Source organism: Aestuariimicrobium soli, assembly GCF_051192575.1.
GTDB classification, from domain to species: Bacteria; Actinomycetota; Actinomycetes; order Propionibacteriales; family Propionibacteriaceae; genus Aestuariimicrobium; species Aestuariimicrobium soli.
Genome location: NZ_JBPJSQ010000006.1, coordinates 111236 through 137029 on the forward strand (window position 1 = coordinate 111236; position 25794 = coordinate 137029).

Sequence of the window (25794 nt, forward strand, 5' to 3'; positions counted from 1 at the left end):
GAGTACGGTCGCTGTGCCGGTACCGTCGATGTGCCGGTACCGTCGATCTGAGGGGGAAAGGGCACCCGACCATGGGATCTGAACTGACCAAACTCGAGGGAGTCGGCACCGACGACGGCCGCTGGTGGGTGGCCGACCACGGAGCCCACGTGATGGCGTGGCAGCCGACCACGAGCGACCACCCCGTGCTCTGGCACGCGCCGGAATCGCTGTGGGAATCGTCCGTCGACGACCAGGACGGGCCCTACCTGCGCGGCGGGGTGCCGATCTGTTTCCCCTGGTTCGGGGTCGGCGGCGTACCCGCCCACGGGATCGCCCGGCGTCAGGCCTGGGAGCGACTGGACGAGGACTGGTCGGCAGACGGCAGTGAACTCACGGTCAGGCACTGGCTGGTCAACGACCAGCTCGAGGTCTGGCACACGGTCACGATGACCCCCGGCTCACTCGAACTGGTGCTCGAGTTCACCAACAACGGCGGTCAGGTACAACGGGTGGAGGCCGCCCACCACACCTACCTGGCCGTCTCCGACGTGACCGCCGTCTCGATCGGCGGGCTCGAGGGATCCCGGTACTGGGACGCGGTGCGCGACCGGGTCGACACCATTCCCGACGCCCCCGTGCCCGTGCGCCCCCGCACCGACGCGGTGGTCGAGGTGACCGGCCCGCTCACTCTGGACGACCCCGGCTGGGCCCGCACCGTGCACGTGGAGCGCGAGGGATCGCCGCAGGTCGTGGTCTGGAACCCCCGGCCGGCCAGCGACCCCGGCCTCGGGGTGACCAACGACCACTGGCGGGAGTTCGTCTGCATCGAGTCCGCGGTCTGCCGTGACCACGCCCTGCAGCTCGAGCCGGGCGCCACCCACCGGCTGGTGACCCGCATCAGGGTCGAGGCCCGCTGAGCCGACCCACTCGCTGAGCGGACGCACTCGCGCACCACGATGCCGCGTTGTGCGGGGGCGGCGGGTGCTCTCCCCTGCCGCTGGGCTAACGTGCTTCCCGAAGGGTTCGCTCCCGCCGCCGCTTTCAAGGAGGAAAGATGTCCGCTCGCATCGCCAACGAGGGTTTTCGCCAGAAGGTCATGACTGCCGACGAGGCTGCCGCCTTCGTGCAGCACGGCATGAACGTCGGATTCTCGGGGTTCACCGGGTCGGGGTACCCCAAGGCGGTGCCGATGGCGATCGCCGAGCGCGCCAAGGCCGCCCACAACAAGGGTGACGAATTCAAGATCGGCGTCTGGACGGGTGCCTCGACCGCCCCCGAACTCGACGGCGCGCTGGCCGAGGCCGACGCCGTCGACTGGCGCATGCCCTACCAGTCCGACCCGATCATGCGGGCCAAGATCAACGACGGCTCGGCCCACTACTCCGACGTGCACCTCTCCCACGGCGCCACCTACGTCTCGCAGGGCTTCTTCGGCAAGCTGCACGTCGCGGTCATCGAGATCTCGGGCATCACGGCCGAGGGCGAGCTCGTGCCCTCGTCCTCGATCGGACTGAACCGCACCTACATCGAGGCAGCCGACAAGGTCATTCTCGAGCTGAACGAGTGGCAGTCCGAAGACCTGTTCGGCATGCACGACATCTACTACGACATCGCCGCGCTGCCGCCGAACCGCAAGCCGATCCCGCTGACCAAGCCCTCGGATCGCATCGGTGGTCACACCCTGCACGTCGACGCCGACAAGGTCGCCGCGGTCGTCATCACGAACGGTCCCGACCGCAACAGCCCGTTCAAGCCGCTCGACGACGACTCCAAGGCGATCGCGTCGCACCTGCTCGACTTCTTCGACCTCGAGGTCAAGGCCGGACGACTGCCCGAGAACCTGCTGCCGCTGCAGTCGGGTGTGGGCAACATTGCCAACGCGGTGCTGGCCGGTCTGCTCGAGGGCCCCTTCGAGAACCTGACCTCGTACACCGAGGTGATCCAGGACGGCATGGTCGACCTGCTCGACTCGGGCAAGCTGACCATCGCGTCGGCCACCGCCTTCTCGCTGTCGCCGGAGGCCGCCCAGAAGGTCAACGACAACGCCAAGTTGTACCGCGACCTGATCATCCTGCGCCCGCAAGACGTCTCGAACCACCCCGAGCTGATCCGCCGCCAGGGGGTCATCGCCTGCAACGGCATGATCGAGGCCGACATCTACGGCAACGTGAACTCGACCCACGTGATGGGCTCTCGCATGCAGAACGGCATCGGTGGGTCGGGTGACTTCACCCGCAACGGCTACCTGTCGTGCTTCGTCACCCCCTCGACCGCGAAGGGTGGGGCGATCTCGTGCATCGTGCCGATGGTCAACCACGTCGACCACACCGAGCACGACACCGACGTGATCATCACCGAACAGGGCCTGGCCGACCTGCGCGGCCTGTCGCCTCGCCGTCGCGCCAAGGTGATCATCGAGAAGGTGGCCCACCCCGACTACAAGGAGCAACTGCTCGACTACGTCGCCCAGGCCGAGAAGAAGGCCAACGGCATGCACACCCCGCACGACCTGGCCAACGCGCTCAGCTGGCACGTGAAGTTCCTGTCGGAAGGCACGATGAAGGCCTGAGCCGGGGTTACGGGTGGGGCGGGAGCGATACCGTCGGGTCATGACCGATCTGCTCGCCCACGCCCACACCCTGCAGGACGACCTCGTGCGCCTGCGCCGCGATCTGCACCAGATTCCCGAGATCGGGCTCGACCTTCCCCAGACCCAGCAACTCCTGCTGTCGGAACTGGAGGGGCTGCCGCTGGAGATCACCACGGGTGAGAGCCTCAGCTCGATCACGGCGGTGCTGCGAGGCGGCCGGGCGCCGGAACGGGTGGAGGATCGTCCGGTCGTGCTGCTGCGCGGCGACATGGACGCCCTGCCGGTCACCGAGCAGACCGGGCTCGACTTCGCCAGCACCAACGGCGCCATGCACGCGTGCGGGCACGACCTGCACATGAGTCTGCTGATGGGGGCGGTGCGCACGCTCTGCCACGTGAGGGACGACCTCGCGGGCGACGTGGTGTTCATGTTCCAGCCGGGCGAGGAGGGGCTGGACGGCGCCCGGTTCATGATCGAGGAGGGCATTCTCGACGCGGCCGGCACCCGCGCCGACGCCGCCTTCGCCATCCACGTGTTCTCGGCGCTCGAGCCGAACGGCACCTTCGCGACGCGTCCGGGGCCGATCATGGCGGCCACCAACAAGTTCAAGGCCACCATTCGGGGCAAGGGCGGTCACGGGTCGACGCCGTGGTTGGCGACCGATCCGGTTCCCGCCCTGGCCGAACTGGTGACCGCCACCCACACGATGGTCACCCGCGAGTACAGCCCCTTCGACCCGGTCGTGGTCACGGTGGGCAAGCTGAACGCGGGCACGGCCGAGAACGTCATCCCGGCCGAGGGCACGCTCGAGGCGACCGTGCGCTGCTACTCCGAGACGAACACCACCCGCTTGGGCGAGACCCTCACCCGACTGGCCCAGGGCATCGCCTCGGCCCACGGCTGCGAGGCCGAGGCCAGCTACCGCACGTCCTACCCGGTGACCGTCAACGACGCCGACTACGCGGCCTTCACGGCGGCGACGGTGCGCGAGGTCTTCGGCGACGACCGCTATTCCGAGTGGGCCTCGCCGCTGGCGGGTTCGGAGGACTTCAGTCGGGTGCTGCAGGAGGTGCCCGGGTGCTACATCGCCCTCTCTGCGGTGCCGCGTGAGGCCGACCACCTGACCTCGGCCTTCAACCACTCCCCCCTGGCCACCTACGACGACGGCGTGCTGGCCGACGGTGCGGCCCTGATGGCGGAGTTGGCCGTGCGGACGATCGGTCGCCTCGCCGGCAAGGGCGGCGCCACCCACCCCTGAGCCCGGGACCGAGCGACCTGTCGAGATCGCCGTGTCTCGACCTGGCGCCCTCGTCCGCCACCCCCACCCGACAAACCGGCAAGAAAACGTGCGGCTCCCAGGAAAGTTCCTGGGGGCCGGACGTTTTGGTGAGAGTCTGCGTCTTGTGGGACGAGGTCCGCGGCTGGTCGGACGAGGCCGCGGCTAGTCGACGGACGAGGCGGCCGCACTCTCGCGCACCTGCTCGCGAATCTGGGCCTCCTCCTCCTCGCGATCCAACTGCGCGTCGCCCTCGAACTGGCTGCGGTGCAGGCGCGCGTAGAAGCCATCCGCCGCCAGCAGTTCGTCATGGGTGCCGTGCTCGACCACCCGCCCGTGGTTGATCACCAGAATCTGGTCGGCCTGCCTGATCGTCGACAGCCGGTGCGCGATCACGAAGCTGGTGCGCCCCCGCATCAACGCCGTCATGCCCGTCTGGATCAGCTGCTCGGTGCGGGTGTCGACGTTCGAGGTGGCCTCGTCGAGAATCAGGATCGCCGGGTCGGCCAACAGGGCACGGGCGATCGCGATCAGCTGTCGCTGCCCCTGACTGACATTGGCGCCCCGCTCGGTCAGCACCGTGTCGTACCCCTGCGGCAGGTGGTGGATGAAGTCGTGTGCCTGGGCCAGCCGGGCGGCGCGCTCGATCTCGTCGTCGGTGGCCTCGGGACGGCCGTAGCGCAGGTTGTCCTTCACGGTGCCCACGAACAGGAAGCTGTCCTGCAGCACCACCCCCAGCTGGCGCCGCAGGTCGGCCTTGGCGAGCTCGGCCAGCGGTCGTCCGTCGATCAGCACCCGACCCGAATCGATCTCGTAGAACCGGGTGAGCAGGTTGATCACGGTGGTCTTGCCGGCGCCGGTGGGGCCGACGAGGGCGATCACCTCACCAGGCCGGGCGTGCAACGACACGTCCGACAGCACCGGGGTGGTGCCGTCGTAGCTGAACCCGACCCGGTCGAAGACCACCTCGCCCCGCTCGATGGCCGCCCGCTCGCTCAGCTCGGCGTCGACCTCGTCGGGCTCGTCCAGGATCTCGAAGATGCGTTCGGCTCCGGCCAGGGCGCTCTGCAGCTGGTTGTAGAGGTTCGCCAGCTGGTTGATGGGCTGGCTGAGTTGGCGCAGATAGGTGATGAAGGCGGCCAGGGTGCCGACTGTGGCCGCCGAGGCGAGCACCAGCACCGCTCCGGTGGCGACCGTGAGGCCCATCGCGAGGTTGTTCGAGAAGTTCATCAGCGGCCCGACGATGCCGGCGAAGGTCTGCGCCCTGGTCGATGAGGTGCGCAGGTCGAGGTTGGCCGCGCGGAAGGCCTCGGTGCGCGCGTGTTCCTCGTGGTGCGCCTTCACCACCCGCTGCCCGGTGATGGTCTCCTCGATCAGCCCGTTGAGCAGGCCGAGGTGGCGCTGCTGGGCGCGGAAGCCGGCCTTCGTCCGCCGCCCGATCCAGGTGTTGACCACCAGCGAGGTGACCAACAGCGAGGCCACGCTGACCACCGCAAGGGTGGGTTGCATCCACACCATCAGCACGATCACGCCGACGCCGGTGAGCACGCTCGAGATGATCTGCGTGGTCGACTCGGTGAGGATCTGGCTGATCGCCTCGACATCGTTGGTGACCCGGCTCATGGTGTCGCCGTGGGGTCGGGTGTCGAAGAACTTCACGGGCAGGCGCTGCAGCTTGTCGAAGGTGTCGGTGCGCAGGGCGTGCACGGTGCGCTGGGCCACCGCGGCCATCACCCTCGACTGCAGCCAGGTGAAGCCGGCGGCCAGCGTGTAGACCGCGACCATCAGCATCAGGATGCTCGCCAGCCCGGGGCGGTCACCCGGGACGATGAACGCGTCGATGGCGCGACCCATCAGATAGGGACCCGCCAACTGGCTGAGCGTGGCGAGCACCACCAGCGCCAGGGCGGTGACCAAGCCGGCGCGCTGGTGGCGAAGGTAGCCCCACAGCCGCGCGAGGGTACGTCGGGTGTCCTTGGCCTGCGACTTCTCGGTGAGAAAGCGGGCGCCGCCGCCACCGGGCCTAGGAGGTTGCGACACGATCGTCCTCCTCGTCGGTGGTGGCCTCGTCGACGTCCGACAGCCCCGCCACCAGGGACGAGGGCCCCGCCGGCAGTTGCCCCTCCGGGAACTGGCTCAGGCAGATCTCGCGGTAGGTGGCATTGCCGCGCAGCAGCTCGTCGTGGGTGCCGTCGGCCACGATCCGGCCGTCGTCGAGCACCAGAATGCGGTCGGCCCCGATCACGGCGCTGATGCGCTGGGCGACGATGATGCAGGTCTGGTCGATGGTGGCCAGGGCCGCCTGGATGCGCGCCTCGGTGGCCACGTCGACGGCGCTGGTGGAATCGTCCAGCACCAACACCTGTGCCCGCTGCACCAGGGCCCGGGCGATCGCGAGTCGCTGCCGCTGGCCACCGGAGAGGTTGACCCCGCGCTGCCCGACCACCGAGTCGAACCCCTCGGGCAGCGCGCGGACGAACTCCGCCGCCTGTGCCATCTCGGCGGCGCGCTCGACCTCCTGACGGGTGGCGTACTCGTTGCCGAAGCGGATGTTGTCGGCGATGGTGCCCGAGAACAGCACGGCCTCCTGCAGGGCGATGGCGACGGTGTGGCGCAGAGTCGGCTCGGGAATCTCCCGCACGTCGTGGCCGTCGATGCGCACCACGCCCGAGGTGGCGTCGTAGAAGCGTGGGATCAACCCCACCAGGGCCGACTTGCCCGACCCGGTCGCGCCCAGAATGGCCAGCACCTGCCCCGGCCGCACCGTGAAGCTGAGATCACGGAGCACGTCGTCGGAATCCTCCGAGAAGCGGAACCCGACGTGCTCGAAGCTGACCTCGCCACGCAGGGCCGGGCCGTCCTGCGACGAGGTGACAGTCGGTTGCGCGAGGTCGGGCACCGAGTCGAGCACCTCGTTGACCCGCTCGGCCGAGACCTCGGCGCGGGTGAACCGCACGATGATCATCGACAGCATCATCAGCCCCGACAGCGACTGCACGAGGTAGTTGGTGAAGGCGACCAGGGCGCCGAGGTCGAGGTCGCCGTCAATCACCCGCACGCCCCCGAACCAGAGCGCGGCGACCAACCCGACGTTGACGACGAACATGATCAGGGGCATCACCGCGACCATGATGTAGGTGGCCCCGAGCGTCGTGTCGCGCAGGTCGTCGTTGCCGACCCCGAAGCGCCGCCGCTCGTGGTCGTGCCGGGCGAAGGCCTTCACGACCCGCACCCCGGCGAGGTTCTCCTGGATGATCGCATTGATGCGGTCGAGCTTGCTCTGCACGACGCGGAAGCGCGGGAAGGCCTTCTTCATGACCACCGCGATCAACACCGCGATCACCGGGAACAGCACCACGAACAGCGGCGCAAGCCGGGGGGCGGTGAGAATGCCCAGCACCAGACTGCCCAACAGCGTCAGGGGCGAGCGGATCATGATGCGGATCGCCATCTGGACGGCATCGCTGAGCTGGGTGACGTCGGTTGTCAGTCGGGTGATCAGGCTGCCGGTCTCGAGTCGATCGAGGTTGCCGAAACTCAGCTGCTGAACCGTGCGGAACTGGGCCTCGCGCAGATCGGCGGCGAAGCCGAGCGAGGCGCGGATGGCGAACACCCCGCAGAGCACGCCGGCGACCATGCCCACCAGGGCAATCACCACCATCAGCACCCCGGATCGCAGCACCTCACCGCGGTCGTCGACCAGAATGCCCTCGTCGATGATGTGCTGCACCAGCCGGGGCATCATCAGGTCCCCGGTGACCTCGAGGGCCATCATCAGCGGCGCCAGGATCACCAGCACCTTGTAGGGGGCCAGGAAGCGCACCAACCGCCGCATGTTCCGCACCTGGTCGCCACCCCTCTCTGGATCGCCCGTCACTCTAACGACGTCGCGCGACCATCCGGGGGCGGTGTCCAGATCGCCCCTCCGGAAAGCGCGGGGCCTCCGGGCCGACGACCGTGGACGCGCCGGCCGCTAGGCTGGCCGGGAGCGCAACCGAGGAGGACGAGTGAGCGAGCAGGCTGGTGGCCCGCCCGGCGGACGCGGCATGCCCGCGCCGGACGAGGCACCCGACGCCGACTCCACGCGAGTAAGGGCGCGCAGGTCCATGGATGAGCAGTACGCCCGTCCTGAGCCGCCCCCTCAGCAGTCCGAGCACGCCCCTCACCATTCCGAGCAGGCCCCTCACCATCCCGAACAGGCACCCGTGCAGGCACAGGTTCAGGCCGCGCCGGTCGCCCACGCATCGATCCGGCAGGTCGACCAGACTCTGCCTTCCACGCCCCACCAGCCTGCCGGGCCCAAACAGATCGAGACCCTCCCCCCGCTGGACGAACTGCAGCCCGCGATCCCCGTCTCCGAGGCCACGGGACAGCCGCGCCGGGCGCCGATGATGCTGGTGGCCATCGGGTTCCTGTACGCCTCGTCGGTGGCCTCCGCCGCCGCCCTGGTCAAGGTCTGGTGGGACATGATCCACCTGCACTCGTTCCCCACCTCGATCCGCATGGTCGAGTGGGCCAAGCCCGACTCGTGGTCGCTGACCGCCGTGCTGCTCGCCGTCGCCGCGGCCGGCGCCGGTGCTGTCATGGTTGCGGCCCCGGCAATCGCCGCGTTCAACGCCTGGAACGGCCACAAGTGGAGCCGGATCGCCGCACTCGTGGCCGTGGCGCTCTCCTGCCTGGCCATCCTGCTGAACGACTGGGCCTACGTCGCCATCCCGCTGGCCGCTGTGGGCGCGGGCTGGTTGTGGTTGCCCGCGGTCACTCGCTACTTCGCCCTGTGGCAGGCCTTCCGGGCCACCCCCGACGTCTACCCCCGCGACCTGCGCAACGTGCATTACGGCCCCGAGCCCCGCTACCTCTGAGCGCCCGCACCCCCTCAGCCTCGACACCCCGCCCGCTAGGGTCGTCCCATGGCGAACTCCTGGGGACGCACCCTGATCGAGGCACTGGCTCGCGCGGCCGAGAAGACCCTGCGCAGCGAGGTGCGCAAGCGCACCACCGGCACGCGAACCACCGCCAAGCGGAGCTCGACCAACCGCACGTCGACCACTCGGCAGTCCCCCTCCCCGCACGCAGGCAGCGACTACCCCGGGGACTACACGGGCGACCTCTCCATCACCTATGCGCCGCACCCCGGCGACCTGCCCGACCCCGGCGAGGTGGTCTGGACGTGGGTGCCCTACGAGGAGGACCACAGCCAGGGCAAGGATCGTCCGGTGCTGCTGATCGGGCGCGACGGCGACTGGCTGCTCGCCCTGCCGCTGACCAGCAAGGACCACGATCGCGACCAGGAGCAGGAGGCCCGCGCGGGCCGGCACTGGATCGACGTCGGCACCGGCGCGTGGGACAAGCAGCGACGCGCCAGCGAGGCTCGCGTGGACCGGATCATCCGGGTCGACCCCGCCGCGGTGCGGACGGCCGGCGAACGCCTCGATGAGGGACGATTCCGCAAGGTCGCGGAGGCGGTTCGCCGATACCGGTGAAGGCCCGCTAGACTCGGGCGTCGTCCGGTCGATGCAGCCGGGCACGCGGGCGTAGCTCAATGGTAGAGCGCCAGCTTCCCAAGCTGGACACGCGGGTTCGATTCCCGTCGCCCGCTCTTTTCATGCCCACCCCACCCCCTCTTCGGCGCCACCGGTGTCGTGTCAACCATGCCGCCCTCATCTCGCGTTGATCACGGTGAGAGCGAGTCGGGGAGGGACGATGACCAGCGCGCCTATCCTCACCAGCATGGTGGGCAGGGAGGCCGACGACACGGCCACGGCGGCCGCTTCCGGCGCGTCCGCACCCCGCTGGGCCAGCTTCGAGGAGTTCGTGCAGACCCGCGGACGAGCCCTGTGGCGCACGGCCTGGCTGCTGACCGGCGACCACCAACGGGCCGAGGACCTCGTGCAGGACGCCCTGGCGCGTTGCTGGTCGCGCTTCGACCGCCTCAACACCGCCGAGCAGTCCCCCGAGGCCTACGTGCGCCGCGCCATCGTCAACGCCCACGCCAGCTGGTGGCGCCGTGGTGTGTGGCGCGAGAGCGCCAGCGACGTCGACCACGACCGAGGCGGCACCGCGCCGTCGTCCGAGGTGAACGCGGACGAGCCCGACCTCGCCCGCGCGCTGTTCGCCCTGCCCCGCCAGCAGCGGGCCGTACTGGTGCTGCGTTACTACGACGACCTCACCGAGGCCCAGGCCGCCGACCTGCTCGGCATCTCGCGCGGCGCCGTGAAACAGCACGCCCACCGCGCCCTGGCGGCCCTGCGCCGCTCGCCCCACTTGGCCGACGCCGACCGCGCGGCCCTGCCAACCCTCGATGAGAGCCCAGAGGGCACGCCATGAACGACACCTTCCGCGACCGCCTCGACGCGGTCGTGCCCGATCCCCCGAAGCCGACCCACTGGGCCTCACGCGCCGAGGAGCGCGGACGATCCCGCCGCCGCCGGTTCGCCATGGCCGGCTCCGGTGCCGCCCTGGTGGCGGTGGTGGTCGCGGTGATCGCGGCGCAGCTGACCGGTGCCGGCGGGGCCGGTCGGGCCGTCCCCGCCGCCCCCACCGGCACCCACACCGCACCGGTGGCCGTCGCCTGTCCCGCCGACTCGGAGGCGTTCTCCGAGGCCTACCGCGGGTTCCCCGCACCCGTGACCCTGCCCCACGGGGCCGTCTCGCTGCAGTGGTGCACCGGCGGCGACAGCCCGTACTTCAGTGAGTACGCCCCGCCGGAGCCGCTCACCACCGGCCTCGACGCCTGGGTCGACACCTACAACGCCCTCAAGACCCCGCCTCGCACGGGCTATGCCTGCACGGCCGACGCGTCCATCCCGGGCATGGCGATCCTGAGCTATGCCGACGGGTCCCGCCGCGTGCTCGTGGGCATGGCGGCCGGCTGCGGCGAGTTCGGCGGACGACTCGGGTTCACCACCATGCAAGAGGCCACCATCGCCGGCCTGCAGGCCCAGCGCAACGGCCGCGAACCCGCCGCCGTCTCCCCCGCCACCCACGGCTTCACCCCTTGTCAGACCTATCGGTCGACCATCCCGGCCCGTCTCGAGTGGGTCACCCAGGTGGCCGTCTGCACCAGGGACGCGCAGGGCGGCACGCACGCCGCCATGGTCGACGAGGCCGCCGTCCCCGCCCTGGTGGCCGACGTCGAGCAGAACCGGACGAAGGTCACCGACGGCGGAATGCCCGACAACCCGGTGCTGCAGCTGCGTCAGGCCAACGGAGAGTTCCTGCGCCTCGAGTACAGCCAATCCCTGTCGGGCTACGTCTTCCGCGACACCGAGGGGGTGTGGGGGTGGGTGCCCTCACAGGCCAGCCGACGGGTGATCGCGGCCGTGGGCGCAGGCACCTCGGGATCTGGCACCCCAGGCTCGCCGACCGCCACCTCCACCCCGTCCGAGGGAACGACCCAGGCCTGCCAGGGGGCGGCGCCGACCACCTCGACCGACGGCACCCTGCCGGCCGAGTCGACCCAGATCTGGTTCTGCTCGACCTGGCGGTTCGGACCCGCGGAGCCGCTCACCACCGGCATCCCCGAGTTCGTCGCCAGCCTCGGCACCGGCCCCGGCGCCTGCAGCCCCAACCGGTCGGACGAATGGTTCGTCGCCCTGCAACCCGATGGCACGTCGGTCAGGCTCGATCTGCCGGCCGGCGACTGCCACCCCCAGCAGCGAGCCATCGAGACCTTCGTCCGTCTGATGACGACGCAACGGGAGCAACCGGGGTGGGCACCGGCCACCGCCCGAGCTCCCGGCAAGTTGTGCCTGTGGGACACCTGGCGCACGCTGATGCCGATGACACCCGATCAGGCCACCGAGGTGCGGTTCTGCGATCCGAACGGCACGTCGGTCAGCACGGACGACGACATCGCCGGCCGGGTGCTGACCGCGTCCGATCGGCAAACGGTGGTGGACGACCTGGTGCTGCGGTCGACGCCGCAGGCCTCGGTCGCCCCCGGAGAGGTCGTGCTCGTACTGCTGCGCCCCAACGGTGAGTTGATCTGGGTGCGCGCGGTCGCTGGCCAGCAGCACCAGCTCACCTGGGACGATGCGACGGGCCGTCCGATGGTGTGGACACCGGGCGCGGAGAGTCAGGCCGTGCTCGATCGGTACGCCCGCTGAGGGGGGCACGATCCGAGCCGGGTGGGCTCCCGGAGGTGTCCCTGATCCGTCCCGCAAACCGTCGTCAGACCCCGGTCCGACCACCTACGGTGGGGGCCATGAGCACTCCCGTCACCCCGCCGTCGTCCGAGGTTCCCGGCGGTCATTTCCGCATCTCCGACGAGGACCGCGAACTGGTGACCACGGTGTTGACCACCGCCTACGCCGAGGGACGGATCACCCGCGAGGAGTTCGACGAGCGCACCGGGCAGGTGCTGGCTTCGAAGACGTTCAACGATCTGGCCCCGATCACCGCCGACCTGATGCCGACCACGCAGGTGCAGCAGTACACCAGCCCCCCACCCGCGGTACGCGCCGAGCCCGGGCCCGACCAACTCGTCGTGGTGGACCCCTCGCACGTCGCGTCGGACTCCGACAGCCTGTTCGGCATTCTCGGGACGGCCCGCCGCGACAGCCCCGGATGGCGGATGCATCGCAAGACCAGCGTGCTGGTGGGGCTCGGCGACGCGATCATCGACCTCACCCAGGGTGTGATGGAGGATCCCCACGTCGAGATCGAGGTGATGGTGGGTCTGGGCGACCTGAAGGTGATCGTGCCGGCCGGCGTGCAGGTGATCGACCGGGTCTCGAACATCATGGGTGAGTCGAAGGTGGTGGGCACTCGTCCGCCCGTCGCTGGTGGCCCCACCATCACGATCACGGGGGTCACCTTCATGGGTGAGGTGAAGGTGATCGGCCCCGACCACAAGTCATTCATCTCGCTGGTGAAGAAGTCGGCGCGGCGGGCGCTCAAGCAGTCGCGCTCCTGAGTCGCGCGCGTCTGCGACGAACACTGCCGTCGATGTTCCTGCGGGCCGCTTTTCGACCGGATTCGTGATCGAGAGCAGCGTTCGTCGCGGGCTCACCCGTTCGTCGGACCATCCCGGGCTGGGTCGAGCGCCGGGTGGCGGTGGGTGCGGCCTCGGTAGGCTGGGGGCATGGACGAGCTCTTCGCCCCACCCCGTGAGGCTTGGCAGCGTCTCTCACCCGACTTCGCTCGTCTCAAGCGCCGCATGGTGCTGATCACGTGGCCGATCCTGCTCGTACTGGCGGTGGTGCCACTCGCGATCTGGGCGCCCTGGTGGGTGGCGGTGGTCGTGGGGGCGGCCCTGCTCGCGGTGACGGTGTGGCGGCATCAGCGTCAGGCCCGGTGGGCGGCCTCGTGGGGATACGCCGAGCGCGATGACGAGCTGTACCTGACGCACGGACTGCTGTGGCGCACGCTGACCGTCGTGCCGTACGGGCGCATGCAGGCGGTGAACATCACCTCGGGCCCGATCGAGCGCTCGTTCAACCTGGCCACGGTGCAACTGGTCACCGCGTCCGGCGCCTCCCAAGCCACGATTCCCGGGCTCGACGCGGATGCCGCCGCGGCCCTGCGCGATCGGCTCACCGAACGCGCCGAGGCCCGGAGCATGGGTCTGTGAGCCAGCCGACCCCGGCCTCGTCCGCTCGGGAGGTCGACACCCCTCCGGAACGGCTCCACCCCCTCACCCCGGTCGTCAAGGGCTGGGTCGGGCTGCTGGCCCTGGTGTTCTTCGGTGGCCGCTCGTGGCTCGAGAACGGCGGGCGATTCGAGTTCGACCACCTGTCGTGGTGGGCCTGGATCCTGCTCGCGGCCCTGCTGGTGTCCGTCGTCGCGGGGTTCATCAGTTGGCGCGCGACCAGCTACCGCCTCGACGCCGATGCCCTGCGGTTGGAGACCCGGTTCATCTGGAACTCCTCGACGGTCGTCAACTACTCCAAGATTCAGTCCATCGACATCGTCGCCCCGTTCGCGGCCCGGCTCGTCGGCGTGTGTGGGCTGCGCCTCGATGTCGGTGGCGGGGCCCCGCAGAAGCTCGAGTTCCTCGGACGATCCCGGGCCGAGGCCCTGCGGGACGAGTTGGTGGGCAGGGCGGCCCTCGTCCGCTCGGAAACGTGGGGCACGGCACCGACCGATGCCCCCGGGGACGATGAGTCGCCGGAGCGAGTCGACGACGTGGTGGTGAGCGTGCCTCCGGGGCGGCTGGTGGCAGCAGTGGTGACCAGTCACGACTTCCTGTGGGCCGTGCTCTTCGCCGCCCTCGCGCTGGTGCCCTCGATCGTCACCTCGACCTTCGCGTTCGCTGGCCTGGTCGTGCCGGCCGTGTGGGGGCTGGCGGCCCTGGTGCTCAACCGTGTCGTCAAGGAGTGGAACTACCGCCTGCACGCGCCCGAGCCGTCGGTGGTGCGGGTGGCCCGGGGGCTCACGGACACGGTCAGTCAGACGGTGCCCGTCGAGCGGGTGCAGGGCATCGAGTTGTCGCAGTCGTGGTGGTGGCGACGTTGGGGCTGGTGGCGGGTGCGGTTCGCCGTGCTCGGCTATGCCGGCGACGAGGCCGACGAGGGCGGCAGCACCGTGCTGCTTCCGGTCGGCACGTGGGACGAGGTCACCCGCGTGCTGCGGGCCGTGTGGCCGGAGGTCGACCTGGATGCCCTCGACTGGCAGCCGCTCCCCCGCCGCGCCCGCTGGTTGCATCCGCTGGACTGGCGGCAGCGTGGCTGGGCCGTCTCGGAGCAGGTGGTGGCCGACCGATCGGGTCGGCTGCAGTCACGCCTCAGCGTGGTGGCGCGGTCGCGCATGCAGGCGCGGCGGGTGTCACAGGGTCCGCTGGAACGACGGCTCGGGCTGGCGGGGTTCTCGGTGCAGATCAGCGGATCGGTGGTCGACGTCAACGTCAGTGGAGTCGATCCCGCCGTCGCACGGCAGTGGGTGCGGAGCGTGAGGCCCAAGTTGTGGGGCGGGCCCGCGAAGCCGTGACCGCTAGGGCGCTGTGGAATCCCAGCCCCCGGTCGAGCCCAAGCATCGCGGACCCAGCCCAGATGCCACCCCCCAGTGGCAATCCCAGGACCAGCGTTCGCATCCCGACCACCGTCCTCGTAACAAGGTTACGGACATTTCCTTCAAGTGCAAAGGTTTCCCGATCCGCCGTGAGCAAACTTCAGGTTTCCACCGGGCCCGAAGGGTTTCCCCCGACATCCGGACGAATTCCGGCCCTCGAACGGGCGAGCAGTCGTTTGCCGGATGAGCGCGAGCCGGCGCCGCGGTGCGGATGGCGGCCACTGCCCACTCGCCCCGTTCGGTGGCCCTAGGCTGGACCCCATGAGCATCGTTCTTGGCATTGACATCGGTGGTTCGGGCATCAAGGGCGCGCCCGTCGACCTCGAGACCGGCGACTTCGCCGGTGAGCGCCTGCGGATCGACACCCCGGCGAAGTCGACCCCCTCGAATGTGGCCGACGTGGTCGCCCAGATCGTCGACCACTTCGCCGACCAGATCGGTGATGCCCCCATCGGGCTGACCGTGCCGGCGCCGGTCGTGCACGGCCACATCCCGATGATCGCCAACCTGCACAAGGATTGGAAGGGCCTCGAGGCCGAGACCTTCTTCGCGGAGCGGCTGGGTCGTCCGATCACGGTCGTCAACGACGCGGACGCCGCCGGCGTCGCCGAGGTGCACCACGGTGCCGCGAAGGGCGTCAGCGGCCTGGTGATCCTCACCACCCAGGGCACCGGCATCGGCTCGGCCATCATCAACAACGGTGTGCTGATCCCCAACTCCGAGTTCGGCCACCTCGAGATCGACGGCCACGATGCCGAGTCGCGGGCCGCCTCGTCGGTGAAGGACAAGGAGGGCCTGTCGTACAAGGAGTGGGCCACCAAGCGTCTGCAGCGTTACTACGAGGTGGTCGAGGCCCTGATGTGGCCTGACCTGTTCGTGATCGGCGGCGGCGTCTCGAAGGACCACGAGAAGTTCATTCCGCTGCTCAAGCTGCGCACCCCGGTCATTCCGGCCGCGCTGCGCAACAAGGCGGGCATCATCGGTGCGGCCACGCTGGCGCAGCAGCGGGTCGAGAACCCCGATGTCGCCCCCGAGGTTCCCGCGGGAGAGAACACCCTCGTCGACGAGGACTGACCTACGGAACGGAGCCCCCGACCATGCGTGGTCGGGGGCTCCGTTGTCGTCACATGCGGTCGGGGGCCTCGATGCCGAGCAGGTCGAGCCCGGTGGCGAGCACCTGGGCGGTTGCCCGGCACAGCGCCAGTCGCGAGGCGCGCACTTCGCCCTCACTCTTCAGCACCGGGCACTGCTCGTAGAAGGTCGCGTAGGCCACCGCGGTCTCGTAGAGATGGGTGCACAGCTTGTGCGGCTGCAGGCTGGTCGCCACCTCGGCCACCACGTCACCGAAACGCGACAGCAGCAGGGCCAGCGTCTGCTCGGCGACCTCGTCGGTGCGGGTCAGCGGCCCGACGGGGAGATTCTCGGCCTCGGCCCGGCGCAGGATCTGCTGGCAGCGCGCGTGGGCGTACTGCAGGTAGGGGCCGGTGTTGCCGGTCGTCTGGGTCATACGATCGGGGTCGAAGACGTAGTCCTTCTGCAGGCCCGACGACAGGTCGGCGTACTTGATCGCCGCGAGCGCGATCGCCGGCTCGGCCACCTGCTCGGCGGCGTCGAGCAGATCGACCAGCTTGGCGGCCGACCCGTCGCGCGACTTCAGCGGCTTGTTGTCGTCGCCGAGCACCATGCCGTAGCCGACGTGCTGCACCTCGACGTCGTCGGGCAGGAAACCCGCCTTGCGGGCGGCGGCGAATACCTGGGCGAAGTGGCCCCCCTGCCGGGCGTCGGTCACGTAGATGATCCGATCGGCGTCCAGATCGTTGACCCGGCGGCGGATGGCGGCCAAGTCGGTGGTGGCGTACCCGTAACCCCCGTCTGACTTGCGGACGATCAGGGGCGCCTCGATGCCGTCGACGAAGACGCACAGCGCGCCCTGGTCGACCACCGCCACGCCTGAGTTCTCGAGCTCGGCGACCAGCACCGGCAGGTCGTCGTTGTAGGTCGACTCCCCCGCCAGGTCGTCGTCGACCAGCAGCACGTTGAGCCGCGCGTAGGCCTGGTTGAAGCCCTGCTTGGAGACCTCGATCAACTGCCACCAGACCGCCAGCGACTCCTCGTCACCGCCCTGGAAGACGGCCACCCGGGCGCGGGCCCGCTTGGCGAAGTCGACGTCCTCCTTGAAGTGGGCGGCGGCGCGCTTGTAGAGAGCATCGGCGTCGGCCAGGGTCAGGGTCGAGGCATCGAGACCCTCGTCCAGAATCTGCTCGATCAGCATGCCGAACTGGGTGCCCCAGTCGCCGATGTGGTTCTGCGGGATGACGGTGTGTCCGACGGCGGTGAGCACGCGGTTGAAGCAGTCGCCGATGATGGTGGTGCGCAGGTGGCCGACGTGCATCTGCTTGGCCACGTTGGGAGCCGAGTAGTCGATGACGACGCGCTCGGGGGTGGTCGTGGGGGCGATGCCGGCGTTCGGGGCGGCCAGCACGCGGGCGGCCTCGGCGGCCAGCACGCTCGGCTTGATGCGGATGTTGATGAATCCGGGGCCGGCGATCTCGAGCGGCTCGCACAGGTCGTCGACGTCGGCGGCCTCGATGATGGCGGCGGCGACCTCGCGGGGGTTTCGTCCCTGCTGCTTGGCCAGGCGCATCGCGACGTTGCACTGGAACTGCCCGAACTGGGGCTTGCTCGCGGGGCGAAGTTCCGGATCGCCACCCACGGCGGCGGCGAAACGGTCGGTGAGCGTCTGGACGAGCGAGGCAACGGGCATGGGCCACATTCTTCCACGCGCGAAATGGGCCCCGCGCACCCGTGCTGGGGTGGGGGCGAGTGGTTCGTCCTCGGTAGGGTCGGGGCGTCCCCCACGGAAGAAGGTTTCACCATGAGCGTGCCCACGATCACCCTCAACGACGGCGTCGAGATTCCGCAGTTCGGCTTCGGCGTCTGGCAGGTCTCGACCGACGACATCGTTCCCGCCGTCGCCACCGCCCTCGAGGTCGGCTACCGGCACCTCGACACCGCGGCCGTCTACGGCAACGAGCAGGGGGTCGGCAAGGCCATCGCCGAGTCGGGCATCGCCCGCGACGACCTGTTCGTGACCACCAAGCTGTGGAACGACGCGCACCTGGCCGGCGACGCCCGGCGCGGCATCGAGAGCTCGCTCGAGAAGCTGGGGCTCGACCACGTCGACCTCTACCTGATCCACTGGCCGGCGACCGTGAAGTACGGCGACGCCTACGTCGAGGCTTGGGACGCCCTGCAGCAGTTCAAGGCCGAGGGACTGGCGCGCTCGATCGGCGTCTCGAACTTCCTGGTGCCGAACCTGGAGGCGCTGAACGGCGCGACGCCGAGCGTCAACCAGATCGAGGTGCACCCCACCTTCCAACAGCGCGAGTTGCGCGAGTTCAACGAGTCGTTGGGCATCACCACCGAGGTGTACACCCCGCTGGGCAACCAGTCCGAGCCCGGCGACATCACCCTGCCCGAGGTGGTCGCGATCGCCGAAGCTGTCGGGAAGACGCCCGCCCAGGTGATTCTGCGCTGGCACCTGCAGCAGGGGCTGATCGTGTTCCCGAAGTCGGTGACTCCCTCGCGGATCGCCGAGAACTTCGACGTCTTCGACTTCGAGCTCTCGGAGGACCAGCTGTCGGTGATCTCGGGGCTCGACCGTGGTTTCCGGCAGGGAGCGGACCCGGCAACGGCCTCCTTCTGAGCGATCGGTTCAGGTCGTGACCACGCTTCCCTTCGGACTGGAGTGGTCTGACCTGGGCGGCGCCCTGGGGTCGGAGCCCCGGTCCGTGATCGTGCGCCGCGGAGTGCAGGGCGCGTTGACGGGCGGGGGCAACACGGCGGTGGTCGCGGTGCTGGCCCACGAGCTGCCGGCCGTCGTCCGTCGTCTGGAGGCCGACCTCGACGAGCTGAGGTGAGGGGGAGCATCACCACCGCCCAGCGAGACTCGCAGCCGGCGAGCTCGCAACCGCGGCGCTCCGCAACTCCAGCGAGCTCCCAACCCCAGCGAGACCTCAGACACCCAGGAAAGGGTGCAACCCCCATGAAGATTCCTACGGGTCGCAGTCTTTCGTGCGAGTCTGCCGAGCGCAGGGCAAGCCGGACGTGGGGCAAGGTCAGCATGGTCGGTACCCTGACGGCATGAAGATTGCGGTGGCCGGGCTCGGCTATGTCGGAATGTCATTGGCGGTGCTGCTGGCGGAGCGTCACGAGGTGGTGGCGGTCGACATCAATCCGGAGCGAGTGGAGGTGGCGAATGCGCACCGGTCGACCATCGCCGATCCGGAGCTCGAACAGCACCTCGCCGAGACCGAGCTGAACCTGCGCGCGACCACCGATCCGGCCGACGCCTACCCGGGGGCCGACTTCATCGTGGTGGCGACCCCGACCGACTACGACCCCGACCGCAACTTCTTCAACACCTCCACGGTCGACTCAGTGGTGGCCCAGGCGGTGGCGCTGGCCCCGCAGGCGTCGGTGGTGATCAAGTCGACGATCCCGGTGGGTTACACCAACGCGCTGCGCGACCAGCACCCCGGGCAGAGCATCTTCTTCTCACCGGAGTTCCTGCGCGAGGGGCGCGCCCTGTACGACAACCTGCACCCGTCGCGGATCGTCGTCGGGTCGCAGACCGAGCCGGCGCAGGTCTTCGCCGGGCTGCTGGTCGAAGGAGCGCTGGACTCCGACGTGCCGGTGCTGCTGACCGGTTCAACCGAGGCCGAGGCCATCAAGCTGTTCGCCAACACCTATCTGGCGATGCGGGTGTCGTACTTCAACGAGCTCGACACCTACGCGGCCACGCACGGGCTCGACACCCGCCAGATCATCGACGGTGTCGGGCTCGACCCGCGCATCGGCGCGCACTACAACAACCCCAGCTTCGGCTACGGCGGCTACTGCCTGCCCAAGGACACCAAGCAGCTGCTGGCCAATTACACCGACGTGCCGCAGACGCTGATCCAGGCGATCGTCGACTCCAATGCCACCCGCAAGGACTTCATCGCGCGCGACATCCTCGCGCGGGATCCGAAGGTCGTCGGCATTCATCGCCTCACCATGAAGGCGGGCTCCGACAACTTCAGGTCGTCGTCCATCCAGGGGATCATGAAGCGCATCAAGGCCAAGGGCGTCGAGGTGATCGTCTACGAGCCGGCGCTCGAGGCGGACGAGTTCTTCCACTCGCGGGTGGTGCGCGATCTGGACGAGTTCAAGCGCCAGGCCGACGTGATCGTCGCCAACCGTCGGTCGGAGGCATTGGCCGACGTGGCGGACAAGGTCTACACCCGCGACCTGTTCGGCTCCGACTGAGAGCCCGCCACCGCTGGCCACGCCCCCTGCCGCGCCCTCTGCCCCGCTCTCAGGGGCGCAAACCCTCACCAAAGAGTGCGACCGGTAGGAAGGTTCATGCGGGTCGCACGTTTCCTGAGGGTCTGTAGACGTCGGACGAATCCGAGAGCCGTCGCGCGAGGTCGATGGCGGCCCTGATCCGCCCCCGCAGCACCGACTCATTCCTCAGGTCGTCCCACGTCACCCGGACGACGACATGACCCAGGCTCCGCAGGGCGTCCTCGCGCTGTTTCTCCACCTTGAGGGCGCGGCTGATGTCGTCCGGCGTCATGCTTGACGGGTCCCCGTACTTGCCCATGCCGTCGACCTCGATCAGCACCGGATGGTCGATCAGCTTGAAGTCGCTGCGATAGGTGGTGCCGTCAACCCACACCTCGTACTGCGGGACGAACGGCAGATCCGTCGCTCGCAGGAACACCGCCATCCGGGTCTCTGCGGGACTCTCGTGACGGCCATCCGCATGGACGAGCGCCGCACGCACCGGCCCGATCCCTCGATATCCCTTCAGCCGGGCGACGGCCTCGTCCAGCTCATCGAAGGACACCAGCCCTTGATGCAGGGCAGCATCAGCGGCCACCAGTGCAGTCGTGGGAAGGGACTGTCGGGGCGCCGATCCCAGGCCGACCCCCACCACACAGTCGGCGACCCCCAGGACCGGCCAACCCTCGGGGGTGGTCGTCAGCTGCTGTCCGCGGCAGGTCTGGTGCACGATCACCCCGCTCGCCCGTCTGGCCTGGTCGTCGTGATCGCGGGTCAGGTGAACGTTGCCCAGATCGGCACCCCAGACCGGCAGCCCGTGCAGCAATGCGCCGCTGTGATGACTGGCTGCCGCTCGTCCGCCGAATCGACGAAGCACGGCCTTGGTGCGCAGCAGGTGTCGGCGCTCGGAGTCGACGGCCGGGATCTCGGCGATCGGTCTGTCGCGGAGGTAGGCACCCCAGGTCAGTCGCTCGAGCGTGCCCGAGCGCACCCAGCGCTTGATCGAGTTCTGGGAGTGCCCGCGACCGACGAGGTCGGCGGTCCACACGAGTTCAGGGGTGGTGTCGTCTGCCATCCCCCGATTCTGTGCAGCCGAGGCGGGATGCACCAGACCCCTCCTGCAAGCCTGTGGACAACTCTCGGACCCGTCGTCCGCCTGTGGACAACTGCTCGCGAGTCGCTGACCGGACGGACTTGGGTGTCGGCTTTGCGGACGCTGTTCGTCGCTCCCCCCGGCCCCCCGGACGCAGACTCCCACCAAACGGTGCGACCCGCAGGAAAGTTCCTACCGGTCGCACCGTTTGGTGAGAGTTTGCGGATGCCAGGCGGCGCGGGACGAGGGCGCGAGCGGCTCAGAAGGGGCGACGTCAGGCGACGGCGGGCACCCGAGCCAGGCTCGCGTAGCGTCCACCACGGCTCACCAACTCCTCGTGGGTGCCCAACTCCACCACTCGTCCGTGGTCGAGCACGGCGATCTGGTCCGACTCGCGCACCGTCGAGAGCCGGTGAGCGATGGTGATCGAGGTGCGACCCACCGCCAGCGCATCGAGGGCCCGCTGCACCTCGCGCTCGGTGTCGTTGTCGAGGGCCGAGGTGGCCTCGTCCAGCACGATGATGCGCGGATTGCGCAGCACCACCCTGGCGATCGCGAGTCGCTGCTGCTCACCACCCGAGAACCGCTGCCCGCGCTCCCCGACGACCGTGTCGAGGCCCTGCGGCAGCGACTCGATCAGCGGTGCGATCTGCGCGGCCCGCAGCGCCTGCCACAGCTCTTCGTCCGTGGCACTGGCCTTGGCGAACAGCAGGTTGTCGCGGATGGTCGCGTGGAACAGGTAGGTCTCCTGGCTGACCACCCCCACGACGGACGACAGGTCGGCCAGCCGCATGCTGGTGATGTCGATGCCGTCGATGGTGATCCGCCCCGAGGTGGGGTCGGCCAGCCGCGCCACCAGCGAGGCGAGCGAACTCTTGCCCGAACCGGTCTCGCCCGTCAGCGCCAGCGACGTGCCCGCGGGCACCGTCAGGTTGACGTCGACGACCGCTGGCTCGTCGGCTCCGGGGTAGCTGAAGGTGACGTGCTCGAAGGCCACCTCGCCGCGCACCTCGGCCGGGTCGATCGTGACCGGGTGGGCCGGGTCGTCCACCTCGACGGGCAGGTCGAGGTAGCCGAAGATGCGGCTGAACAGCGCCATCGACGAGACAACCGAGACGCCCGTGTTGAGCAGGCCCATCACCGGCCGGAAGATGCCGCCCTGGATGGCGATGAAGGCGACCAGGGTGCCGATGGTGATGCCGTTGCGGATGCCGGGCAGGCCTGCGGCGAGGTACAGCACGGCGGGGATCGCCGCGAACACGATGCTCATGGTGGCCATGCGCCATCGTCCCGCCAGCTGGGAGCGCACCTCGAGGTCGATCAGTTCGCTGGAGGTGTTCACGAAACGATCGGTGACCTGCTTCTGGGCACCCATCGTCTTGGTGAGCCGGATGCCCGAGATCGACAGCCCCTCCCCCACCTGCGAGAGCAGGTCGGCGAGGGTCCGCTGCTGGCGCGAGGTGATCTCGCGCCTGAGCACGGCCACCTGCCGGGAGAAGAAGACGGCCAGCGGCAGCACGACGAGCGACACCAACGAGAGCCGCCAGTCGAGCATCACCATGGCCGCGGCCATCGCGATCACGGTGGTGAGGTTCGACGCGACCGAGGTGACGGTGTCGGTGACCACCGACTGCATGCCGCCGATGTCGTTGGTGATGCGCGACTGCACCTCGCCGGCGCGAGTGCGGGTGAAGAAGCCGACCGACTGCCGCTGCAGGTGGGTGAAGACGTCGGAGCGCAGCCGGTGCATGATCTTCTGCCCGATGACGGTCGACAGCCAGGTCTGCAGCACGTTGAAGACGGCCGCGAGCGCCGCGACGGCGACCATCGCGACCGTGCAGATCACCAGCAGCCGCAGGTTGCCGTCGGGCAGGGCGTGGTCGATGATCTCGCGGGTCAGGAAGGGCGGCACGATGCCCAGCAGCGAGGCACCGACGAGCAGCCCCATCACCAGGGTCACCTGACCCTTGTTGGGGGCGAACAGTCGGGCGATCCGGCGCAGCGAGACGGGCGACTCGGCGAGTTGTTTGCGGTCGGCGGGATCGATCTTGCGGGGGCCCCAGCCCCCACCTCCGCCAGGGGGTGGCATCGCAGTCATGGATGCTCCTTTCGACACATGGTTCCAGGGTCGGCCGGGTGGTCCGCACGCAGCGGTCGAAGGGACGATCGCCGGGGGCCCCACTTAGCCGAGGTAATAATGAGGTTACCTCACATTGTGGTGAGGAGCAACACCTCGCTACGATCATCCCCATGAGCGACACCTCGGACGACCTCGGCGGTCTGCTGATGCAGGCCACCCGGGGCATGCGTCGACGCTGGGCCGAGGCGCTCGAACCGGTCGGCATCTCGCCGCACGAGTTCCGGGCCCTGGCGACCATCGATCGCACCGAGAACGCCCGCGTCGGCGTCGTTGCCCAGGAACTGCGCATCACTCCCCGCTCCGCCACCGAGGTGATCGACGCGCTCGAGCGGGCCACGCTGGTCACCCGTGAACCAGACCCGACCGATCGCCGGGCGGTGGTCGTCCGGTTGACCGATCACGGACGAGCGGTGCTCGCGACCGCCGGCGCTGCCCGACGCGCGAGCCAGGAAGCCCATCTGGCGGGTCTGGACGAGGCCGAGCGCGAGCAGCTGGCGGCACTGCTTCGACGGGTGTTGGAGACCTCCGGGGACTGACCGCCCCAGCGGGCCCCTCCTCCCCCGCTGCCCGCCACCCCCAAACCACGGATCGGCGGCAGAGCCCGATCCAAGGAGTCAGCGACCCTGACGCTGCTCCCGATACCAGCGCACCAGCGCCTGCGTCGAACCGTCCTGCGAGGCCAGCGCCTGATCGTCCCCGGCCACCGCCGGCGCGATCTGCAGCGCCAGCTTCTTGCCGAGCTCGACCCCCCACTGGTCGAACGAGTCGATGCCCCAGACGACGCCCTGCACGAAGGTGATGTGCTCGTACAGCGCGATCAGCTGCCCCACCACCGAGGGGGTGAGCGCCGACGCCATGATCGAGGTGGTCGGACGATTGCCCTCGAACACCCGGGCCGGAACGATCGCCTCGGCCGTTCCCTCGGCTCGAACCTCGTCCGCCGTCTTGCCGAACGCGAGCGCGGCCGTCTGCGCGAAGAAGTTCGACAGGAACAACTCGTGCACGTCGTGCTCACCGTCACGCAGGGCGTGCGCGGGGTTGGCCACGGCGATGAAGTCGGCCGGGATCAGTCGGGTGCCCTGGTGGATCAGCTGGTAGAAGGCGTGCTGGCCATTGGTGCCGGGCTCACCCCAGAACACCTCACCGGTGTCGGTGGTGACGTCGGTGCCGTCCCAGCGCACGGACTTGCCGTTCGACTCCATGGTCAGCTGCTGCAGGTAGGCCGCGAACCGGTGCAGGTACTGCGCGTACGGCAGCACGGCGTGGCTGGCGGCACCGTGGAAGTTGACGTACCAGACGTTCAAAAGCCCCATCAGCAGGGGCACGTTCTGCTCGGGCGAGGCGGTGAGGAAGTGCTGGTCGATGGCGTGGAATCCGGCCAGGAAGTCGGCGAAGTTGTCTCGTCCGATGGCCACGGCCACGGCAGTGCCGACGGCCGAGTCGACCGAGTAGCGGCCGCCCACCCAGTCCCAGAAGCCGAAGGCGTTCTCGGGGTCGATGCCGAAGGCTGCGACCTTGTCGAGCGCCGTCGAGACGGCCACGAAGTGCTTGCTGACGGCGTCGGCGCGGGCCTCGTCCGAGTCGTCGATGGCGCGGGAGGTGACCAGTCCGTCGAGCAGCCATGCCTTCGCCAACCGGGCGTTGGTCAGGGTCTCGAGCGTGGTGAAGGTCTTGGAGCAGACGATCACCAGCGTGGTCTCGGGGTCGAGGTCGGCCGTCTTCTCGGCGATGTCGGTGGGGTCGATGTTCGACACGAACCGGCAGCTGAGCCCCGCCTGCTTGTAGGGCAGCAGCGCCTCGTAGACCATCACTGGGCCGAGGTCGGAGCCTCCGATGCCGATGTTGACGACCGTCTCGATGCGCTTGCCGGTGGCACCGGTCCACTCGCCCGACCGCACCCGGTCGGAGAACGCGTACACCTTCTCGAGGGTGGCGTGAACGTCGGCGACGACGTCCTGACCGTCGACGCTCAGGGTGGCGTCCGCGGGCAGACGCAGCGCGGTGTGTAGCACGGCGCGATCCTCGGTGACGTTGATGTGCTCGCCACCGACCATCGCCTGCAGCCGGGTGGTGACACCGACCTCGTCGGCCAACGCCAGCAACTGCTCGCGCACCTCGTCGGTGACCCAGTTCTTCGACAGGTCGACGTGCAGATCGCCCGCGTCGAGGGTGAACCGGGCCGCTCGCTCGGAGTCGTCCGCGAACCAGCCGCGCAGATCGGGCGTGAAGTCGTCGGCGAGGTCGGCCAGACGCTGCCAGGCCGAGGTGGTGGTGGGGTCAACCGGTGCAGTCATGGCACCAGACTATGACCCCGCCGTGGGCGCGAAGCCCGCTGCCAAGGGTTGGCGCGACAACACCTCGATGGCGGACGAGCT

General features: G+C 69.3%; 21 protein-coding genes and 1 tRNA gene. 16 read left to right on the forward strand and 6 right to left on the reverse strand.

Going from position 1 to position 25794, the window contains the following annotated elements:
• Positions 1-71 precede the first annotated feature (71 nt).
• The 3 genes from ACSDQ9_RS07290 to ACSDQ9_RS07300 all read left to right on the forward strand — a co-directional run bounded on the left by ACSDQ9_RS07290 (position 72) and on the right by ACSDQ9_RS07300 (position 3830).
• A complete protein-coding gene (locus ACSDQ9_RS07290) occupies positions 72-899 on the forward strand; it encodes an aldose epimerase family protein (protein ID WP_435145550.1) in 828 nt (275 codons plus the stop codon).
• A 137-nt stretch (positions 900-1036) separates the two neighbouring features.
• Entirely contained in the window at positions 1037-2551 is a 1515-nt protein-coding gene (locus ACSDQ9_RS07295) for an acetyl-CoA hydrolase/transferase family protein (protein ID WP_435145553.1), read from the forward strand.
• Positions 2552-2591: 40 nt separating this feature from the next.
• The gene (locus tag ACSDQ9_RS07300; RefSeq protein ID WP_435145555.1) at positions 2592-3830 is read left to right on the forward strand and encodes a M20 metallopeptidase family protein; all 1239 of its coding nucleotides are present in this window, start codon (positions 2592-2594) and stop codon (positions 3828-3830) included.
• Between the two features lie 183 nt (positions 3831-4013).
• On the opposite strand, the gene ACSDQ9_RS07305 is transcribed toward ACSDQ9_RS07300, so the two are convergent.
• Positions 4014-5888: an ABC transporter ATP-binding protein gene (locus ACSDQ9_RS07305; protein ID WP_435145557.1), complete on the reverse strand. Its 1875-nt coding sequence runs from the start codon at positions 5886-5888 to the stop codon at positions 4014-4016.
• Positions 5872-7683 (reverse strand): ABC transporter ATP-binding protein, encoded by a 1812-nt coding sequence (locus tag ACSDQ9_RS07310; protein WP_435145560.1) that lies wholly within the window; start codon positions 7681-7683, stop codon positions 5872-5874. Before ACSDQ9_RS07310 ends, ACSDQ9_RS07305 begins: the two co-directional genes overlap by 17 nt.
• A gap of 172 nt (positions 7684-7855) precedes the next feature.
• Between ACSDQ9_RS07310 and ACSDQ9_RS07315 the strand changes: the two genes are divergently transcribed.
• The 9 genes from ACSDQ9_RS07315 to ppgK all read left to right on the forward strand — a co-directional run bounded on the left by ACSDQ9_RS07315 (position 7856) and on the right by ppgK (position 15932).
• On the forward strand, positions 7856-8710 hold the full coding sequence (locus ACSDQ9_RS07315; RefSeq protein WP_435145562.1) for a hypothetical protein: 855 nt from the start codon (positions 7856-7858) through the stop codon (positions 8708-8710).
• A 48-nt stretch (positions 8711-8758) separates the two neighbouring features.
• A complete protein-coding gene (locus ACSDQ9_RS07320) occupies positions 8759-9331 on the forward strand; it encodes a type II toxin-antitoxin system PemK/MazF family toxin (protein WP_435145565.1) in 573 nt (190 codons plus the stop codon).
• Positions 9332-9376: 45 nt separating this feature from the next.
• Positions 9377-9447: transfer RNA gene (locus tag ACSDQ9_RS07325), tRNA-Gly, on the forward strand.
• Positions 9448-9551: 104 nt separating this feature from the next.
• Positions 9552-10175, forward strand: a complete 624-nt coding sequence (locus ACSDQ9_RS07330; RefSeq protein ID WP_435145567.1) for a SigE family RNA polymerase sigma factor — start codon at positions 9552-9554, stop codon at positions 10173-10175.
• Positions 10172-11956: a hypothetical protein gene (locus tag ACSDQ9_RS07335; RefSeq protein ID WP_435145569.1), complete on the forward strand. Its 1785-nt coding sequence runs from the start codon at positions 10172-10174 to the stop codon at positions 11954-11956. The genes ACSDQ9_RS07330 and ACSDQ9_RS07335 overlap by 4 nt, the downstream gene beginning before the upstream one ends.
• Positions 11957-12054: 98 nt before the next feature.
• Entirely contained in the window at positions 12055-12765 is a 711-nt protein-coding gene (locus ACSDQ9_RS07340) for a DUF1707 SHOCT-like domain-containing protein (protein ID WP_435145572.1), read from the forward strand.
• A 168-nt stretch (positions 12766-12933) separates the two neighbouring features.
• Positions 12934-13422, forward strand: coding sequence for a PH domain-containing protein (locus tag ACSDQ9_RS07345; RefSeq protein WP_435145575.1), 489 nt, complete (start codon positions 12934-12936; stop codon positions 13420-13422).
• A complete protein-coding gene (locus ACSDQ9_RS07350; protein WP_435145578.1) occupies positions 13419-14777 on the forward strand; it encodes a PH domain-containing protein in 1359 nt (452 codons plus the stop codon). Before ACSDQ9_RS07345 ends, ACSDQ9_RS07350 begins: the two co-directional genes overlap by 4 nt.
• A 264-nt stretch (positions 14778-15041) precedes the next feature.
• The gene (gene ppgK / locus ACSDQ9_RS07355) at positions 15042-15932 is read left to right on the forward strand and encodes a polyphosphate--glucose phosphotransferase (RefSeq protein WP_435145581.1); all 891 of its coding nucleotides are present in this window, start codon (positions 15042-15044) and stop codon (positions 15930-15932) included.
• Positions 15933-15981: 49 nt separating this feature from the next.
• Here the strand turns inward: ppgK and argS are convergent, their stop codons facing one another.
• Positions 15982-17622, reverse strand: a complete 1641-nt coding sequence (gene argS, locus ACSDQ9_RS07360) for an arginine--tRNA ligase (RefSeq protein WP_435145584.1) — start codon at positions 17620-17622, stop codon at positions 15982-15984.
• Positions 17623-17733: 111 nt separating this feature from the next.
• Between argS and ACSDQ9_RS07365 the strand changes: the two genes are divergently transcribed.
• The 3 genes from ACSDQ9_RS07365 to ACSDQ9_RS07375 all read left to right on the forward strand — a co-directional run bounded on the left by ACSDQ9_RS07365 (position 17734) and on the right by ACSDQ9_RS07375 (position 20168).
• Positions 17734-18564, forward strand: coding sequence for an aldo/keto reductase (locus ACSDQ9_RS07365; protein WP_435145587.1), 831 nt, complete (start codon positions 17734-17736; stop codon positions 18562-18564).
• Between the two features lie 16 nt (positions 18565-18580).
• Positions 18581-18778, forward strand: a complete 198-nt coding sequence (locus tag ACSDQ9_RS07370) for a hypothetical protein (RefSeq protein ID WP_435145590.1) — start codon at positions 18581-18583, stop codon at positions 18776-18778.
• A 223-nt stretch (positions 18779-19001) separates the two neighbouring features.
• Positions 19002-20168 carry a nucleotide sugar dehydrogenase gene (locus ACSDQ9_RS07375; protein WP_435145592.1) on the forward strand — a complete coding sequence of 389 codons (1167 nt, stop codon included), beginning with the start codon at positions 19002-19004 and terminating at the stop codon, positions 20166-20168.
• A 94-nt stretch (positions 20169-20262) separates the two neighbouring features.
• Here the strand turns inward: ACSDQ9_RS07375 and ACSDQ9_RS07380 are convergent, their stop codons facing one another.
• Together ACSDQ9_RS07380 and ACSDQ9_RS07385 are read right to left on the reverse strand one after the other, a co-directional pair.
• Entirely contained in the window at positions 20263-21261 is a 999-nt protein-coding gene (locus tag ACSDQ9_RS07380) for a hypothetical protein (protein ID WP_435145595.1), read from the reverse strand.
• A gap of 292 nt (positions 21262-21553) precedes the next feature.
• Positions 21554-23377, reverse strand: a complete 1824-nt coding sequence (locus ACSDQ9_RS07385; protein WP_435145598.1) for an ABC transporter ATP-binding protein — start codon at positions 23375-23377, stop codon at positions 21554-21556.
• 152 nt (positions 23378-23529) lie between these two features.
• Here ACSDQ9_RS07385 and ACSDQ9_RS07390 point away from each other — a divergent pair, with 152 nt between their 5' ends.
• Positions 23530-23955 carry a MarR family winged helix-turn-helix transcriptional regulator gene (locus tag ACSDQ9_RS07390; protein ID WP_435145601.1) on the forward strand — a complete coding sequence of 142 codons (426 nt, stop codon included), beginning with the start codon at positions 23530-23532 and terminating at the stop codon, positions 23953-23955.
• Positions 23956-24033: 78 nt separating this feature from the next.
• Here the strand turns inward: ACSDQ9_RS07390 and pgi are convergent, their stop codons facing one another.
• Positions 24034-25713 (reverse strand): glucose-6-phosphate isomerase, encoded by a 1680-nt coding sequence (gene pgi / locus ACSDQ9_RS07395; protein WP_435145603.1) that lies wholly within the window; start codon positions 25711-25713, stop codon positions 24034-24036.
• Positions 25714-25794 lie beyond the last annotated feature (81 nt).

What these genes read in the sequence shown, in the direction of transcription:
- ACSDQ9_RS07345 (WP_435145575.1), top strand. Translation starts at nt 12,934, where the DNA reads ATGGACGAGCTCTTCGCCCCACCCCGTGAGGCTTGGCAGCGTCTCTCA.
- ACSDQ9_RS07330 (WP_435145567.1), top strand. Translation starts at nt 9,552, where the DNA reads ATGACCAGCGCGCCTATCCTCACCAGCATGGTGGGCAGGGAGGCCGAC.
- ACSDQ9_RS07390 (WP_435145601.1), top strand. Translation starts at nt 23,530, where the DNA reads ATGAGCGACACCTCGGACGACCTCGGCGGTCTGCTGATGCAGGCCACC.
- ACSDQ9_RS07320 (WP_435145565.1), top strand. Translation starts at nt 8,759, where the DNA reads ATGGCGAACTCCTGGGGACGCACCCTGATCGAGGCACTGGCTCGCGCG.
- ACSDQ9_RS07375 (WP_435145592.1), top strand. Translation starts at nt 19,002, where the DNA reads ATGAAGATTGCGGTGGCCGGGCTCGGCTATGTCGGAATGTCATTGGCG.
- ACSDQ9_RS07335 (WP_435145569.1), top strand. Translation starts at nt 10,172, where the DNA reads ATGAACGACACCTTCCGCGACCGCCTCGACGCGGTCGTGCCCGATCCC.
- ACSDQ9_RS07295 (WP_435145553.1), top strand. Translation starts at nt 1,037, where the DNA reads ATGTCCGCTCGCATCGCCAACGAGGGTTTTCGCCAGAAGGTCATGACT.
- ACSDQ9_RS07365 (WP_435145587.1), top strand. Translation starts at nt 17,734, where the DNA reads ATGAGCGTGCCCACGATCACCCTCAACGACGGCGTCGAGATTCCGCAG.
- ACSDQ9_RS07290 (WP_435145550.1), top strand. Translation starts at nt 72, where the DNA reads ATGGGATCTGAACTGACCAAACTCGAGGGAGTCGGCACCGACGACGGC.
- ACSDQ9_RS07380 (WP_435145595.1), bottom strand. Translation starts at nt 21,261, where the DNA reads ATGGCAGACGACACCACCCCTGAACTCGTGTGGACCGCCGACCTCGTC.
- pgi (WP_435145603.1), bottom strand. Translation starts at nt 25,713, where the DNA reads ATGACTGCACCGGTTGACCCCACCACCACCTCGGCCTGGCAGCGTCTG.
- ACSDQ9_RS07310 (WP_435145560.1), bottom strand. Translation starts at nt 7,683, where the DNA reads ATGCGGCGGTTGGTGCGCTTCCTGGCCCCCTACAAGGTGCTGGTGATC.
- ACSDQ9_RS07385 (WP_435145598.1), bottom strand. Translation starts at nt 23,377, where the DNA reads ATGACTGCGATGCCACCCCCTGGCGGAGGTGGGGGCTGGGGCCCCCGC.
- argS (WP_435145584.1), bottom strand. Translation starts at nt 17,622, where the DNA reads ATGCCCGTTGCCTCGCTCGTCCAGACGCTCACCGACCGTTTCGCCGCC.
- ACSDQ9_RS07300 (WP_435145555.1), top strand. Translation starts at nt 2,592, where the DNA reads ATGACCGATCTGCTCGCCCACGCCCACACCCTGCAGGACGACCTCGTG.
- ACSDQ9_RS07340 (WP_435145572.1), top strand. Translation starts at nt 12,055, where the DNA reads ATGAGCACTCCCGTCACCCCGCCGTCGTCCGAGGTTCCCGGCGGTCAT.
- ppgK (WP_435145581.1), top strand. Translation starts at nt 15,042, where the DNA reads ATGAGCGCGAGCCGGCGCCGCGGTGCGGATGGCGGCCACTGCCCACTC.